Here is a 15241-nt window from a genome sequence, read left to right as displayed (position 1 = left end):
CATGACCCAATCCACAGACGTTAACCGGCAGATCGTTTTGAATGAACGCCCCAGCGGTCAGCCGGACGAAAACACGCTGCGCCTGACCACGACCGAGGTTCCGACCCCCGGCCCGAATGAGATGCTGGTGCGCACAGTTTATCTGTCTTTGGATCCCTATATGCGCGGGCGTATGAACGATGCGAAATCATATGCTGAACCCGTGGCCATAGGTGGCGTCATGACCGCTCAGGTCGTGGGGCAGGTGGTGATGTCGAATCTTGAGGGGTTTGAGGCGGGAGATTACGTCCTGTCGGGCAGCGGTTGGCAGGACTATGCAATCTCGGACGGGACCGAGGTGATGAACCTTGGCAAATCCCCGCAAAACCCGTCCTGGGCGTTGGGTATCCTTGGGATGCCCGGCTATACCGCCTATGCCGGTCTGCTGAAAATCGGTGAGCCGAAGCCCGGTGAAACCGTTGTAGTTGCGGCCGCTGCCGGGCCTGTGGGCGCGACCGTCGGGCAGATCGCAAAGCTCAAAGGATGCCGGGTTGTGGGCGTCGCCGGTGGTGCGGAGAAATGTGCGCATATCGTAGAAAATCTTGGGTTCGATGCCTGTATCGACCACAGGGCGCCGGACTTTGCCGAGCAGTTGAAACTGGCTTGCCCGGACGGAATCGATGTCTATTTCGAAAATGTCGGTGGCAAGGTGCTGTATGCGGTGCTGCCGCTGCTGAACCCGTTTGCGCGGATGCCGGTCTGCGGCGTTGTCGCGTGGTATAACCTGCCGGGGCTGCCCGAAGGTCCGGATATGGGTCCAGCAATCATGGGCACGCTGTTGCGCATGAAGGTGAAAATGCAGGGTTTCATCATTTTCGATAGCTTCACGCGCGAGGTATACGAAGAGTTCCGCCGCGACATGACCGGATGGCTTGCCGACGGGTCGATCCAGTACAAAGAACATATGGTCGAAGGGCTGGAAAACGCGCCCGAAGCCCTGAACCAACTGCTGAGCGGCGGTAACTTCGGCAAAATGGTGGTCAATGTAGGGGCATAAAGCCTACCCCCAAAATGCGTTCACCCGATGCAAGGCACCGGGTGAACATTGATCAAGTTGATATATTTACGCTGTTGTGCCCTTGATGCGGATGGCTGAACCCAGCGAGCCCGCGCACAGACCGACGACCACGGCAATCAAAAGCTCGATCGTTTCGACATTGGCAAAGTTCCAATGCGCGAAGACCAGCGTTTCCATCACGCCGACCGCGCCACCCATCAGTGCGCCCAGCCAAACACGCCGCGTCATCATCCCCAGCGCAAGGCCCAGAATACCCGGCAGGCTGATAATGTTGGCCCCGATTGTTCCCAGAAGTTCCAGCATGTCTTGCCCCTCTTATTCCGCCTGATTGGCCAGAAATGACCGGATTTCAGCGCTGCCATCCGCCACCTGATGCTGCAGCTTGCCCGAGGGTTCACCAGCCAGTTCTTCGGTGATTTCCTGATAGGTCTCAAGATAGTTCGGCGGCAGAGTGTGCGCGATGCCCTGGTGACAGTCGATGCAGGTCATGTTGTTGTCGATTGCGCGCTGGTGCTCGGACGCGGCGCGGGTTTCCTGGATGGTAAAGTCCATATAGTCGAAATTGTGACAGTTGCGGCATTCGCGGCTGTCCGACGCCTTCATCTTTTTCCAGACGGCCGAGGCCATGCTCAGCCGGTGTTCTTCGTATTTTTCAGGCGTGCTGATGGTGCCGACCATCTCGTGATAGACGTCCTTGACGGCCATGATCTTGGCCTTGATCTTGTGGTTCCACTCATGCGGCACGTGGCAGTCGGAACAGATCGCGCGCACGCCCGAGTGGTTGTTGTAGTGGATCGTCTCGCGATATTCGCCCAGATTGGTTTCCATCGTGTGGCACGAGGTACAGAATTCCTCGGTATTGGTCAGTTCCAGCGTCCAGTGGAACCCACCCCAGAACAGGATGCCGGCGAGAAAACCTGCCAACACCAGAAAGCCCGAGCTGAACATGACAGCCGGTGTCCAGATTGCATTCCAGATGCGGCCAATCCAACCGCGATTTTCGGGGGAGTCTGCCATGTTGGTGCTCCTTTCAGACTTGCGTTGGATCAGTTGCCGGACGAGGGTTCAAACACGTTGTCGACCAACGCAGGAGCATCCGCCTGAGGCACGTGGCACTGATTGCAGAAATACCGGGTGCCTGCGATACGGTCCAACTCGTTGCCGTCGCGATCCAGATAGTGGGTCATCGACAAGGTTGGCGCGTTACGCTCGCCTGCTTTGGTCCAGTCGTGGCAGGACAGGCATTGGTTGGTGCGCACGTCGATCTGGTACTGCTCGATTGAATGCGGGATCAGCGGCGGTTGTTGGCGATAGTTGCGCTGCATCCGTCCTTCGACATCTTTGTGGATCTGATGCAGAGGGATTGGCTCATCTACATCTGCCCCGCGCAGAGTTTCCACCTGGGCTGACTGGGCAAGGGCGAACCCGCTCAGGAGCAAAACGGGGATCAGGGCAATTCCGCCTGTCACAATTGATTTTTTCATCTTGGCACTCCCTTAGATAGGTCTGGCTTCGCGCGGCTCGGGCGCGGGAACTGGATCGGAAGGTGCGACGACCTGGTCGTCGAACCGGTGAGTAAATTTGAAGACATCGACGGCGCAGACATCGATGCAGCGGCCACAATTGGTGCAGTCCGGCGACAGGATCAGCGGTGTCGAGCCGGGCTTGCCCTTCAACGCGGGGGATATGATCTGGTTTTCTGGGCAGACGGCATAGCAATCCATGCAATCGTCACAGGCGGTCCGGTTGGCGGCGCTGACCCGCAGCAGGCTTTTGCTGCCGATCAAGCCATAGAAGGCGCCGACCGGGCAGATATGGCCGCACCAGCCGTGGCGCGCGACGACCAGATCGAAGATGAAGATCGCAGCAACCAGAGCCCAGACGAAACCGGCGCCAAAGATCAGCCCGCGGTGCAGCATGGTGATCGGGTTGACCAACTCCCACGCGATTACGCCGGTCAGGCCCGAGACAATCAGCACCGTCGCCAACACCCAAAGGCGCGTGTTGCGTTTTGGTTGCCAGCCTTTCGGCAGATCCAGTTTGCGGTGCAACCAGTTGGCGGCGTCGGTCACCGGGTTGATCGGGCAGACCCAGGAACAATAGACGCGGCCGCCGATCAGCGCGTAGGCGACCAGAACGATCAACCCACCAATCAACGCGGTTAGTTCGGGCCAATGACCGGCCACGAGGCTTTGCAACAGCACCAACGGATCAGTCAAAGGCAACACGCCAAGGGTCAGCGACCCCGCCAGCGTGCCCTGCACGATCCAGATGCCGAACCAGGGGCCCAGCAGAAACAAGACCAAAAAGAACAGTTGGCTTGTGCGACGCAGCAGCAGAAAACGGTGCGCGCCGAACCAGCCTTTGGTGGCGACAGCCTCTTGGCCGACAGGAAGATGAGTGCGGGCGCTCATTGTCCTGCCCCCGGAAGGTCATAAGACGGAGCGAAGCCGCCCGGTGTGGCCAGATTGTCCGTGCCCGGTCCCGGCAGGCGGTCGGGCAGGTCGATCAGGCCGTCCACAAGGGGACCGCCATGGCTCTCTTTTTCTTCCCAACCTTTGCGGTAGTGATCCGCGCTGCTGCCGCGCGCCAGTCTGGCGGGCAGCACCTTGATGGCGGCTTCGGGCAGAACGCAGCTTTTTTCGCACATTCCACAGCCGGTGCAGCGGTCGGCATGGACGGTCGGAATGAACATCGCATGGTGACCGGACCGGTCGTTATGCGCGGTTTCCAGCGTGATCGCCTCGTCAATGACGGGGCAGACGCGGTAACAGACATCGCAGCGCAGGCCGAGGAAGTTAAGACAGTTTTCCTGATCGACCAGAACCGCAACGCCCATTTTGGCATCGTCGATATTGTCCAGCCCCTGGTCCAGCGCGCCGGTGGGGCAGGCGACGACGCAGGGGATATCGTCACACATCTCGCACGGCACATCGCGCGCCGTGAAATAGGGCGTGCCGGTTGCAACGGCGTCGACCCCAAGTTCAGCCAGTTTCAACGTATCGTAAGGGCAGTCCCGCACGCATAGCCCACAACGGATGCAGGCCGACAGGAAATCCTCTTCTGGCAATGCACCGGGTGGGCGTAATGCCTCGGCCGGCAGCGCGCGGGCATCGCGGGCCAACCAGGCCAGCAAGGACCCAGCGACCACGCAGCCGCCTGCCGCGCGCGCCGAATCCTGCAGGAATCGGCGCCGTTGCGGCGAGAGAGGAGTACCGGTCAGGGACATGGGGACTACCTTTGCGATCCTTCCCGGTTACGCGCGTTCGACCTTACACGCGCATTTCTTGAAGTCGGTCTCCTTCGACAGCGGGCAGGTTGCGTCCAGCGTCAACTTGTTGGTCAGCTGATGCTCGTCGAACCAGGGCATGAAGACCAGACCGCGCGGCACCTTGTTGCGCCCGCGGGTCTCGACACGGCTGGTGACCTCACCGCGACGGGTGGACAGAACGATTTCCTGACCGCGCCGCAGACCCCGATCCTTGGCGTCCTGCGGGTGCATGTAGACAACCGCATTCGGATAGGCGCGGTGCAGTTCCGGCACCCGGCGGGTCATCGAACCCGAGTGCCAGTGTTCCAGCACGCGACCCGTGGACAGCCACAGATCATATTCTTCATCCGGCTCCTCGGCGGCGGGCTCATAAGGCGCAAAGATGATGCTCGCCTTGCCGTCGGGCTTGCCATAGAACTTCACGCCTGCGCCTTCGGGCACATAGGGGTCATAGCCTTCGCGGAAACGATACAGCGTCTCTTTACCGTCAACGACCGGCCAGCGCATACCGCGCGCCTCGTGATACATCTCGAACGGTGCCAGATCGTGCGCATGGCCGCGACCGAAGTCGGCATATTCCTCGAACAGACCTTTCTGCACGTAGTAGCCGAAGTGCTCGGCATCGTCGTTGTCGAAGCCTTCGGCTGTTTCCGACAGCGGGAACTTGTCGATCTTGCCGTTGGCATAGAGCACGTCATACATGGTCTTGCCGCGATGTTCCGGCATGGTGGCCAGCAGCTCTTCGCCCCAGACCTCTTCAACGGTGAAGCGCTTGGAGAATTCCATTAGCTGCCACAGGTCCGACTTCGCCTCGCCTGGCGCTTGCACCTGTTGCCGCCAGAACTGAGTGCGGCGCTCGGCGTTGCCATAGGCACCTTCTTTCTCGACCCACATGGCAGTGGGCAAGATCAGGTCGGCAGACACGGCCGTGACTGTCGGATAGGGGTCCGACACGGTGATGAAGTTTTCTGGGTTGCGATAGCCGGGATAGCCTTCCTCGTTGATGTTGGGCGCGGCCTGCATGTTGTTGTTGCACTGCACCCAATAGGCGTTCAGATCGCCGTCTTTCAGCTTGCGGTGCTGCAGCACGGCGTGGAAGCCGGGCTTGGCCGGGATGGTGCCAGCGGGCACGTTCCAGGCGGTTTCGCAAATCTCGCGGTGCTTGTCGTTCATGACGACCATGTCGGCGGGCAGGCGGTGGGCAAAGGTGCCGACTTCACGCGCGGTGCCGCAGGCCGACGGCTGGCCGGTCAGAGAGAAGGGCGAGTTGCCCGGTTCCGAAATCTTACCAACCAGCAGGTGCACGTTGTACATTAGCGAGTTCACCCACGATCCGCGTGTGTGCTGGTTGAAGCCCATGGTCCACAGGCTCATGACCTTGCGGTTCGGGTCGGCATATTGCTTGGCCAGTTTTTCCAGCTTGTCGGCGGGCACGCCCGACAGTTCAGCGGTGTATTCCAGCGTGTAGGGCTCGACCGCTTTGGCATAGTCCTCAAAGCTGATCGGTTCCATCTTACCCGCATTGGGGTTTGCGGCCTCTTGCTGCAGCGGGTGGCTGTCGCGCAGGCCATAGCCGATATCGGTGGCGGTCTTGGTGATGTTGACGTGGTTTTTGACGAACTCTTCGTTCACCGCGCCGGTCTGGATGATGTGGTTGGCGATGTAGTTCAGGATCGCCAGATCGGTCTGCGGTTCGAAAACCATACCATTGTCGGCCAGCTCGAACGAGCGGTGTTCGAAGGTGGACAGTACGTGCACCTCACAGCCCGGCTTGGTCAGGCGGGTGTCGGTCAGGCGTGACCACAGGATCGGGTGCATCTCGGCCATGTTCGAGCCCCACAGCACGAAGGTGTCCGCGTGCTCGAGGTCGTCATAGCAGCCCATCGGCTCGTCAATGCCGAAGGTGCGGATAAAGCCCACCACAGCCGATGCCATGCAGTGCCGCGCGTTGGGGTCGATGTTGTTAGAACGGAACCCGGCTTTCATCAACTTGGCAGCGGCATAGCCTTCCCAGACGGTCCACTGGCCCGAGCCGAACATGCCAACGCTGGTCGGGCCTTTTTTGGCCAGCGACTCTTTCCATTTCTCGGCCATGACGTCGAAGGCTTCGTCCCAGCTGACCGGCTCGAATTCACCGTTCTTGTCATAGACGCCGTTCGATTTACGCAGCAGCGGCGTGGTCAGACGGTCTTTGCCGTACATGATTTTGGACAGGAAATAGCCCTTGATGCAGTTCAGGCCGCGGTTGACCGGCGCATCCGGGTCGCCCTGAGTGGCAACAACCCGGCCGTCCTTGGTGCCGACCAGAACCGAGCAGCCGGTGCCGCAGAACCGGCAGGCGGCCTTGTCCCAGCGGATATCGGGGGCACCGGCCTGCGCATTGGCCTGACCTGTGGCCAGAGGGATGCCTGCGGCTGACGCAGTGGCAGCGGCCGCTGAGGCCTTGAGAAAAGTCCGGCGAGATTCTGAAGTAGTCATAGCGTGAGCCTCCGGCTGGTGGTTTGGCTTGGGGCCTCGGGATGCGGAGCGCTTTCCGCGAGATCCTCGAAATGGTGATAAGTCAGCGTCAGAGAAATCACTCCGGGGATCTGATGCAGATCCATGATGATCTCGGACGCAAGGCGGTCGGGTGTGTCTTCAACAACGACGACGAAACGGCCGTCTTCGGCTTGAGCGTGAATTTCGACGCCCGGCGTGTCCCGCATGGTTTGTGCCGCGGCTTCGGTCTGGTCTTGTGCAACATGTGCAAGGCAACCGCAGATATTCATTGAACCGTTTCCGTTTTGGTTAGGGGCTGGCGTTCAAGCGCGACGGCATCGACAGGGCAGAGCGCCACGCAGGCACCGCATCCGGTGCAGCTATCGGTATCTAGCGTGGGTTCGGCGCGTCCGCCCAACTGCAGCTTGAATCGGATTGCGTTTTGCTCGCAATTGTCCTGACAGACGCGGCAGCTGACACCGGTCATGGACAGGCACGAGGTATCCTGAATGGCCGCGCGCCACGGCCAGTCGGCCAGACGTTCGATCAACAGGGCGTCCGTCGGGCAAGCCTTGGCGCAATCGCCACAAAAAGTGCAGGGATCGTCGCCGGGTTGAAACACCGGAAAACCATCCTGATCAATCGCAATCACATTTTCGGGGCAGGCCTCGGCACAGTCACCGCATTTGGTGCACTGATCCACAAAGCCCGGCACAACCGAACCCGGAGGGCGGACAGTATTACTGTCCTCCCGGAACATGCTGGCGCTTAGAAACGCCCTGCGGCTCGTCATCTGGCTCATATGGCTGGACTGTTCGCGTCTGATTCCTCTTCTAGGTTACCCCAATACAGATTTTGAATGTGATGAATTTTGATCCAGATCATAAACAAGAGCATTATTTTTCATCAATTTTTGAACATTTGACGATTCAAAGCTGTTGCCAAAGTTGCGCGGAGTGGATGGGGCTTCGGTTCGGCGAGATTTTTAGGCGCAGAAGCAACCACAATTCCCTGTTCGGCTGGTCAATGTGCGTTTGTTACATTTCCTTGCTATGCGGCGTTGCAGCATTGAAATTGAGTCCCATATTGAAATTCAGTATGCTGCACCGCAGAATGCGTGAAAGGATCGGCTGAATGTTCAGACTGGACGGAACCAAAGCGGTTGTCTTGGGCGTGGCCAATCACCAGTCGATCGCCTGGGGCATTGCCCGTGCACTTCATGCGCAGGGGGCCGAGGTGGCGCTGACCTATCTGAACGAAAAAGCGGAACCGCATGTTCGGGCACTGGCCAAACAGATCGACGCCCCGATTGTAATGCCGCTGGACGTGCGTGACCCGAACCAATCCAAGGCCTTGTTTGATGAAATTGCCCTTCAGTGGGGGCGGCTGGATACGCTGGTGCATTCCATCGCTTTTGCGCCGCATGATGATCTGCATGGGCGCGTGGTTGACAGCTCGGCCGAGGGATTCGGGCTGGCCATGGATATCTCGGTGCATTCCTTCCTGCGGATGATCCGTCTGGCCGAGCCGCTGATGACGCAGGGCGGCACCTGTATGACGGTTTCTTTTCTGGGTTCGACCCGGGTTATCGAACATTACAACGTGATGGGCCCGGTCAAGGCTGCGCTGGAGGCTTCGGTGCGATCGGCAGCGGCCGAACTGGGGTCGCAGGGTATATCCGTTCACGCGCTGTCGCCGGGGCCGATGCAGACGCGGGCGGCGTCGGGGTTGCCCGAGTTTGACGCGTTGCTGCAAGACGCCGCCGCGCGGGCACCAACCCACCATCTGGCAACGATCGAGGATGTCGGCGCCTACGCTGCATTTCTGGCCAGCCGCGAGGCGTTCAACGTCACCGGCGGCATTCACCTTATTGACGGCGGCTACAACATCGTCGGGTAAAGGACAGGCTCATGTTTTCCAACGTGCAAGAGAACTCGCTGAAACTCGGATCCGAAATGGCGCAGGATGCGGCCGCGGTTCAGGACCGAACCTTTGATATCGTAACCCGTGCGCTGGATCAGTCGGGCGTGCAGTGGCACTTGCTGGCGCAATCCACTCGGTTGCAATCGACAAAGATTGCCGAAGCCCACGCGGAGCGTACCCGCGACCTGATGCAGGGATTTTCCGATGTGTCGCAGCGCCTTATGCGTTCGCAATCCATGGCAAAGGACTGGGCTGAATATCTGAAAGACGCCTCGCAGCGAGTGGTGCTGACCATGGACGCGCTGCGTGAACGTGGCGATGTATTTCTGGAGCATGAGACCGCAGGCTGCCCTCCAGTTTTGGTCTATGATTACGAGGTCATCGTTGATGGGAAGACCCTAAAACGTGCCTGCAATTACCAACTGTTACGTATCCTGCCGCCTGAAGGCGTGACTGTGGATGACAAAAAACGCCCCTATATCATTATCGATCCGCGTGCGGGTCATGGTGGTGGGATCGGGGGGTTTAAACCGGACAGTCAGGTGGGCGTTGCCCTGTCCAAAGGGCATCCGGTGTATTTTGTCAGTTTCGGGCGTGATCCTGTGCCCGGCCAAACCCTTGCCGATATCATGCACGCTGAAGCTGGGTTCGTCCGCACCGTGCGGGCGCGACATCCCGACAGTCCTCAGCCCGTGGTGACCGGGAATTGTCAGGGCGGGTGGGCGACCTTGCTGATGGCTGCCTGCGACCCGGACCTGACCGGACCGCTGATCCTGAACGGAGCCCCGGTCGCGCCGTGGTCGGGTGAGGTGGGTGAAAACCCGATGCGCTACAATGCAGGCGTTCTGGGGGGCACGTGGCAGCCGATGCTCTGGTCCGATCTGGGCGCAGGCAAGTTCGACGGTGCCAATCTGGTGATGAACTTCGAACAGCTTAACCCCAGCCGGAACTATTTCGGTAAGTACTTCGACCTTTACCGCGACCCCGAAGCGGGCTGGAAACGCTTCATCGATTTCGAACGCTGGTGGGGTGGCTATTTCATTCTGAACGAAGAGGAAATCCACTGGATCGTCGAGCAGCTGTTTGTCGGCAACCGGCTGGTCAAGAACACCGCACAGCTGGAACCCGGCGTGCCGGTGGATATCAAGGCCATCAAAGGCCCGATCTTTGTATTCGCTAGTCAGGGCGACAACATCACGCCGCCGCAGCAGGCGCTGAACTGGATTGCCGCCACTTATGCGGATGAAGAGGAAATCCGCCTGCGCGGGCAGAGGATCATCTATATGCTGCATGACGAGGTCGGGCATCTGGGCATCTTCGTCTCGTCCAAAGTGGCGCGCAAGGAACATACCGAGCTGGCCTCGACCCTGGAAACGGTCGAGGCGATGGCACCGGGCCTCTATGAGATGGTGATCGAAAACACCGAAGGCGAGGGCCAGGACAAGCGGTTCGAAGTCCGGCTCTACGACCGAAACCTCGAAGACCTGGCGGCGTTGGACGACGGGCAGGAGGACGAAGCCAGCTTTGCCGCCGTGGCGCATATGTCCGAGGTTCAGGCCAACGTCTATGAAACCTTCGGGCGCCCTGTTGTACGGTCCATGTCAACGCCGATGGGCGCGAAAGCCCTGCGCGATCTGCATCCGCTGCGGGTTCAGCGGGCTGCGATGTCATCCGCGAATCCGATGATGAAAGGCGTGGAGCATCTGGCTGACACAGTGCGCGAGCAACGTGAACCCGCCGCGCCGGATAATCCTTTCCTTGAGCTTGAGAAACTGACCGCCGACTGGATCGAACAGGCCATGGACCTGAACCGGGACCTGCGCGATGCGTGGTACGAGGCCACGTTCTTCACGCTCTGGGGAGGGCCGCTGGCCGCTTGGTTTGGTAAGAAATACGCGGCGCATCGCACCTTGCCCGATCCCGAAAACCTACGTTCCCTGCCGCAGGTGGAGGCTGCGCTGGCGCATATGAATCAGGGAGGTCTGCCTGAGGCTGTGATCCGCCTGCTGCTTCTGCTGGGTGTTAGCAATCAGAGCTTCCGGGCCGAGATTCTTCACCGCTGGGCGCATGTGTTCCGGAATGAGGCGCCGTTTAAGAACCTGACCGTCGACCAACGCCAGCGGATGCTGCGCGAACAGACTGTGATCGTGACCTTTGATGAACAAGGTGCGATTGAAACGCTGCCCGATCTGCTGCCGCGCGCCGCGGACAAAAAGCAGGCCGTCGATCTAATCAAGCGTATTTTGGGCGATATCCCGAACCCGTCGCCCGAGCTTGTAGAGATGGCGCAGGCGCTGTACGAGACACTCGATCTTGCTGAGATCGAAAAGAAATCCGATGCCCCGGCCAAACCTGCCCCCAGATCCCGGGCACGCAAGGCTGCCGCTGTGAACAAGGCCAATCCGCAATGAAGATAGAAGAAAACCGTACTTACGCGCAGGTGAAGGTCGGGGACGAAGCACAGGTGATGCGCCTGTGCACAATCGACGATCTTTATGCCTTTGCCTCAGCCTCGGGCGATCACAACCCGCTGCATCTTGCGGGCTATGACGGCGATGGCGATGGCCGCCCCGAGGCGGTCGCTCCGGCCCTGTGGCCTGCTGGTCTGATTGCGGCGGTTCTGGGTAACATTCTACCCGGTGCTGGCACGCAAACCCGATGGGCGAACCTGTCCTTCCACCTTCCCGTTGTGGCGGGTGATGAAGTTACCGCATTTGTCACTGTACTTGAAAAGCGCGAGGATGGTGACTTGCTCTGTGCCGCCGAGGTGCGCCGCGTTGGCGATAACGCTTTGGTCCTCAGCGGAGAGGTGCAGGTCACGCCACCGGCAAAGCATATGGCCTTCGACTCGGTCGAGGTTCCGGGCCTGATCGTCCAACGCCACCGTCATTTCGACGCGTTGATCGCAAAGGCCGAACCGATGGACCCGATGCCCACTGCGGTGGTCGCCCCGGAAGAGCCGAACTCGCTGGGCGGTGCGCTGCTGGGCAAGGCCAAGGGCATCATCACGCCGATCCTGTTGGGTAATCCGGACAAGATTGCGGCAGCAGCAGCGGAACTGGGCGCCGATCTGTCGGCTATCGAAATCATCGAGGCCAACAGCCACGAAATCGCCGCCCACCGTGCCGTGGACCTTGTGGTTGAAGGCAAGGCAGAGACCTTGATGAAGGGGCATCTGCATACTGATGTGTTGCTGCATGCGGTTTTGCGCCGGGACCGGGGGTTGCGGACCGGGCGGCGTCTGTCCCATGTGTTCGTGATGGACGTGCCGGGTATGTCACGACCGATCATGGTGACGGATGCGGCGGTCAACATCGCCCCCGATTTGGAAACCAAGGCCGATATCGTCCAGAACGCCATTCATCTGGCGCAATCCATCGGGATCGAAACACCCAAAGTTGGCGTGTTGTCGGCAGTTGAGACGATCAACCCGCATATGCCCTCGTCCGTCGATGCGGCGCTGCTGTCGAAAATGGCCGAGCGCGGCCAGATCACAGGCGGTCTGGTCGATGGCCCCTTGGCGATGGACAACGCGGTGGACCTGAACGCAGCCCGGACCAAGGGGATCACCTCTGAGGTTGCCGGGGCGGCGGACATTCTGGTGGCGCCGAATATCGAGGCGGGCAATATGGTGGCAAAGCAGCTTACATTTATCTCGCATGCCGAGGCAGCTGGGATCGTTGTTGGCGCCACCGTGCCGATCATTCTGACATCGCGGTCGGATGATGATGCGTCGCGGTTGGCATCTTGCGCGGTGGCGGCGCTGCACGCGCAGGCGAACAAAGGTAAAATCCATGGCTGACTACGTTCTGGCGCTGAATGCCGGTTCTTCTTCGTTGAAGTTCGGACTGTATGAATTGGTCGAAGGCAACCGACCCAGTATGCGCTGGCATGGCCAGATCGAACGTCTGGGCGACGCGCCCCGGCTGCTGGCGCAATCCGCCGGAGGGCGCTCGGTCGACCGGCCGCTCGTCAATGCCAAGAACCACGATGAGGCTATTCAGGCCTTTTTGGACATGGCCCGAGAGTATCTGCCGAGCTTCAATATCCGTGCTATCGGTCACCGGGTCGTGCATGGCGGGACAGTTTATTCTGAACCCGTTCTGATCGATGATAAGGTCATTGAAACCCTGACCGGGTTCATCCCCTTTGCGCCTCTGCACCAACCCTACAGCCTGGCTGGTATCCGCGCCGCCAGCGCTGCGTTTCCCGACACCGTGCAGGTCGCCTGTTTCGACACCGCGTTTCACCGGACGCATCCATGGGTCAACGATACCTTCGCTCTGCCGCAGAGCTACTATGAAAAGGGCGTGCGCCGATATGGCTTTCATGGTCTGAGCTACGACTATATCTCGCAGAAGTTGAAAGAGATCGCCCCGGGTCTGCACGATGGCCGCGTGGTCATCGCGCATCTGGGCAACGGCGCTTCGATGTGTGCGATATCGGGCGGCCGGGCCGTGGCGTCGACCATGGGCTTTTCGGCGCTGGACGGGTTGCCGATGGGCACCCGCAGCGGTCAGCTGGACCCCGGCGTCGTGCTGTACATGATGCAGCAGGAAGGCATGTCCGCGGACGAAATTGCAGACATGCTCTATCGTAAATCGGGCTTGCTTGGCTTGTCGGGCATCTCATCGGATATGCGCACCTTGCTGGCCGCCGACACGCCTGACGCGCGCAAGGCCATCGACTATTACGTGTTTCGCATTCGCCGCGAACTGGGCGCGCTCTCTGCCGCGCTGGAGGGGATCGACGCGCTGGTCTTTACCGGCGGAATAGGAGAGAATTCGGCCCAGATCCGTCAGCAGGTGTGCGACGGGATGCGCTGGATCGGGATTGACATGGACCACAACAGAAATGCCGATGGCGGCACAGTTCTGTCGACCGACTTCAGTCGTGTGCGTATCCTGACGATCCCCACGAACGAAGAGATGGTGATCGCCCGCGCCGCAGCGCAGATGACGTAACCGCCGCTATTTGTCCGGCTTGTTTTTCCGCCGCCGGGCATATCGGACTAGAGTCCCCAGAATCGCGCTGATGACATCGGGCGTCAGCGCGCCCAGCGGGTCGCGTCGAAGGCCTGCCACGGTGCCGCGCGCCTCTGACAGGGTGTCTTTGATGTCGGTTTCAATGTCCTGCAAGGCCATATCGCGCAACTCGACCGCCGCCGTGGTATCGGCCTGCGCGTTCTGTGTGTTGGCCAGCAGGGCCAGGATAAGCGCCAGCAGCAGGTTGGCCCCGGCTATGATCAGCGCCGCCAACGGTTTCGACAGGCTCGCCGACAACCAGAAAAACCCGGCCACATTCAGCATGATGACCGCCAGCCCGACGGCCAGTCCTGCTGCGGCGTAGAACCCGGTGCGACGGGCCGCCACCGCGACATGGCGTTGGGCGATCAGCCGTTCGGCGCGCAGAATGATTGAAATATTGCGGGAAATGCGGCTCATGATCGGGCTCCTACCGGGACCGGCCTAGCAGATAGCCAAGCGTGAAGATACCAAGTGCAAACAGGATTGGCCGTTTGTGCGGCAGGTCCTCCAACTCGGTCAAAGCTTCTTCCAACTGGCCGGACCAGTTGTCGAAGTTTTCCGCAATCCTGTCGGCAACCGTGTCATGTGGCTCGGGCTCGGGTGGCTGTTGGCTGGCCGCGGATTGCTCGGCCAGTTGGCGGCGCAAATCAGCGACCTGGGCTTCAAGCTCGGCTTTCGTGACCATGGAACCGGTCCTCTTGCAATTGGTGCGCGGGCTGAGGCTTACACCTTCAACCCCGGCTTCAAGGACCATGTTAATGCGCTTTTCCGTTTTTGGAAAAGGGACTTATCCTTTTTCAGGAATAGTAATCCGCGACCAGCAGGAAATCGGCTGCGGTATCTTCCTCGATGGTGGCGAAGCGGGGGATCGGGTCTTCGAACACGTTATCGGTGCGATCATCATTGACGGTTGAGACCTCTCCGATCAGACAATCTCCCTTTTCGGCCCAGAAGGCGTGCCAGATGCCGGGCATCAGGGTGACACTTTCGCCCGGTTTCAGGCGCAGCAGTTCGCCGGGTTTGATCGTGACCGGGCAGCCATCGCTGGGCACGACAACGGGATTGTTGCGGTCGATGCCACCTTCGGCGTCCGAGGCGTAAATCTCCATCACCAGATCGCCGCCGCCCCGGTTGATGATATCCTCGGCCTTGATGATATGACGGTGCATCGGTGATAGCTGTTTGTCGCGCGAGACAAGTAGTTTTTCGGCATAAAGCATACCGCGACCGCTGTTCAGATCGCCCACATCGCCGTTGCGCAGGGTGAATAGAAACAGGCCCAACTCATCAAAGCGCCCCTGCCCATAATCGGTGATGTCCCAACCCAGCCCGCGCTCGCGAATGCCTGCAGCTTTTTCACTGCGCATCTGTTCCGGGGACCAGTTGGCAAAGGGTGGCAGCACAGCACCGAACGAACGGATGAAGGCTTCGGCCTCGGTCTTGATAACGTTGATGTCAGATCTTTTCATGTCTGTCTCTTTAAGG

16 protein-coding genes are annotated in these 15241 nt (G+C 59.8%); 5 read left to right on the top strand and 11 right to left on the bottom strand.

Features of this window, described 5'->3' with window-relative positions; genetic code table 11:
- Position 1 precedes the first annotated feature (1 nt).
- Positions 2-1036 (top strand): NADP-dependent oxidoreductase, encoded by a 1035-nt coding sequence (locus GOW98_RS07605; protein ID WP_170330598.1) that lies wholly within the window; start codon positions 2-4, stop codon positions 1034-1036.
- Between the two features lie 66 nt (positions 1037-1102).
- Here the strand turns inward: GOW98_RS07605 and GOW98_RS07600 are convergent, their stop codons facing one another.
- Genes GOW98_RS07600 through napF form a run of 8 tightly spaced genes read right to left on the bottom strand, consistent with a single transcriptional unit; the run spans position 1103 to position 7608 of the window.
- Positions 1103-1360, bottom strand: a complete 258-nt coding sequence (locus GOW98_RS07600) for a hypothetical protein (RefSeq protein WP_170330596.1) — start codon at positions 1358-1360, stop codon at positions 1103-1105.
- A gap of 12 nt (positions 1361-1372) precedes the next feature.
- Positions 1373-2074 carry a NapC/NirT family cytochrome c gene (locus GOW98_RS07595; RefSeq protein WP_170330594.1) on the bottom strand — a complete coding sequence of 234 codons (702 nt, stop codon included), beginning with the start codon at positions 2072-2074 and terminating at the stop codon, positions 1373-1375.
- A gap of 29 nt (positions 2075-2103) precedes the next feature.
- Positions 2104-2541 (bottom strand): nitrate reductase cytochrome c-type subunit, encoded by a 438-nt coding sequence (locus GOW98_RS07590; protein WP_170330591.1) that lies wholly within the window; start codon positions 2539-2541, stop codon positions 2104-2106.
- Between the two features lie 12 nt (positions 2542-2553).
- Entirely contained in the window at positions 2554-3471 is a 918-nt protein-coding gene (gene napH / locus GOW98_RS07585) for a quinol dehydrogenase ferredoxin subunit NapH (RefSeq protein ID WP_170330589.1), read from the bottom strand.
- Positions 3468-4286, bottom strand: a complete 819-nt coding sequence (napG, locus tag GOW98_RS07580) for a ferredoxin-type protein NapG (protein ID WP_170330587.1) — start codon at positions 4284-4286, stop codon at positions 3468-3470. The genes napH and napG overlap by 4 nt, the downstream gene beginning before the upstream one ends.
- Positions 4287-4313: 27 nt before the next feature.
- Positions 4314-6806: a nitrate reductase catalytic subunit NapA gene (gene napA, locus GOW98_RS07575; protein WP_170330585.1), complete on the bottom strand. Its 2493-nt coding sequence runs from the start codon at positions 6804-6806 to the stop codon at positions 4314-4316.
- Positions 6803-7096: a chaperone NapD gene (locus GOW98_RS07570; protein WP_170330583.1), complete on the bottom strand. Its 294-nt coding sequence runs from the start codon at positions 7094-7096 to the stop codon at positions 6803-6805. Before GOW98_RS07570 ends, napA begins: the two co-directional genes overlap by 4 nt.
- Complete coding sequence (napF, locus tag GOW98_RS07565; protein ID WP_170330581.1) at positions 7093-7608, bottom strand: ferredoxin-type protein NapF; 516 nt, start codon at positions 7606-7608, stop codon at positions 7093-7095. The genes GOW98_RS07570 and napF overlap by 4 nt, the downstream gene beginning before the upstream one ends.
- Before the next feature lie 332 nt (positions 7609-7940).
- Here napF and fabI point away from each other — a divergent pair, with 332 nt between their 5' ends.
- The 4 genes from fabI to GOW98_RS07545 are packed head-to-tail and all read left to right on the top strand — an operon-like array spanning position 7941 to position 13693.
- On the top strand, positions 7941-8705 hold the full coding sequence (fabI, locus tag GOW98_RS07560; protein WP_170330579.1) for an enoyl-ACP reductase FabI: 765 nt from the start codon (positions 7941-7943) through the stop codon (positions 8703-8705).
- 11 nt (positions 8706-8716) lie between these two features.
- Positions 8717-11140 (top strand): DUF3141 domain-containing protein, encoded by a 2424-nt coding sequence (locus GOW98_RS07555; protein ID WP_170330577.1) that lies wholly within the window; start codon positions 8717-8719, stop codon positions 11138-11140.
- The gene (locus GOW98_RS07550; protein ID WP_170330575.1) at positions 11137-12531 is read left to right on the top strand and encodes a bifunctional enoyl-CoA hydratase/phosphate acetyltransferase; all 1395 of its coding nucleotides are present in this window, start codon (positions 11137-11139) and stop codon (positions 12529-12531) included. Before GOW98_RS07555 ends, GOW98_RS07550 begins: the two co-directional genes overlap by 4 nt.
- A complete protein-coding gene (locus GOW98_RS07545; protein ID WP_170330573.1) occupies positions 12524-13693 on the top strand; it encodes an acetate/propionate family kinase in 1170 nt (389 codons plus the stop codon). The genes GOW98_RS07550 and GOW98_RS07545 overlap by 8 nt, the downstream gene beginning before the upstream one ends.
- Before the next feature lie 6 nt (positions 13694-13699).
- Here the strand turns inward: GOW98_RS07545 and GOW98_RS07540 are convergent, their stop codons facing one another.
- From GOW98_RS07540 to GOW98_RS07530, 3 genes are read right to left on the bottom strand one after another with little or no spacing between them, the layout of a single operon-like run.
- Positions 13700-14173, bottom strand: coding sequence for a hypothetical protein (locus GOW98_RS07540; protein ID WP_170330571.1), 474 nt, complete (start codon positions 14171-14173; stop codon positions 13700-13702).
- 10 nt (positions 14174-14183) lie between these two features.
- Positions 14184-14510: a hypothetical protein gene (locus GOW98_RS07535; protein ID WP_217359444.1), complete on the bottom strand. Its 327-nt coding sequence runs from the start codon at positions 14508-14510 to the stop codon at positions 14184-14186.
- Positions 14511-14553: 43 nt separating this feature from the next.
- Positions 14554-15225: a D-lyxose/D-mannose family sugar isomerase gene (locus tag GOW98_RS07530; RefSeq protein ID WP_170330567.1), complete on the bottom strand. Its 672-nt coding sequence runs from the start codon at positions 15223-15225 to the stop codon at positions 14554-14556.
- Positions 15226-15241: the final 16 nt, after the last annotated feature.

It is taken from the genome of Ruegeria arenilitoris (genome assembly GCF_013032445.1).
GTDB lineage: Bacteria > Pseudomonadota > Alphaproteobacteria > Rhodobacterales > Rhodobacteraceae > Ruegeria > Ruegeria arenilitoris_F.
This window is presented reverse-complemented; position numbering and strand designations above follow the sequence as displayed.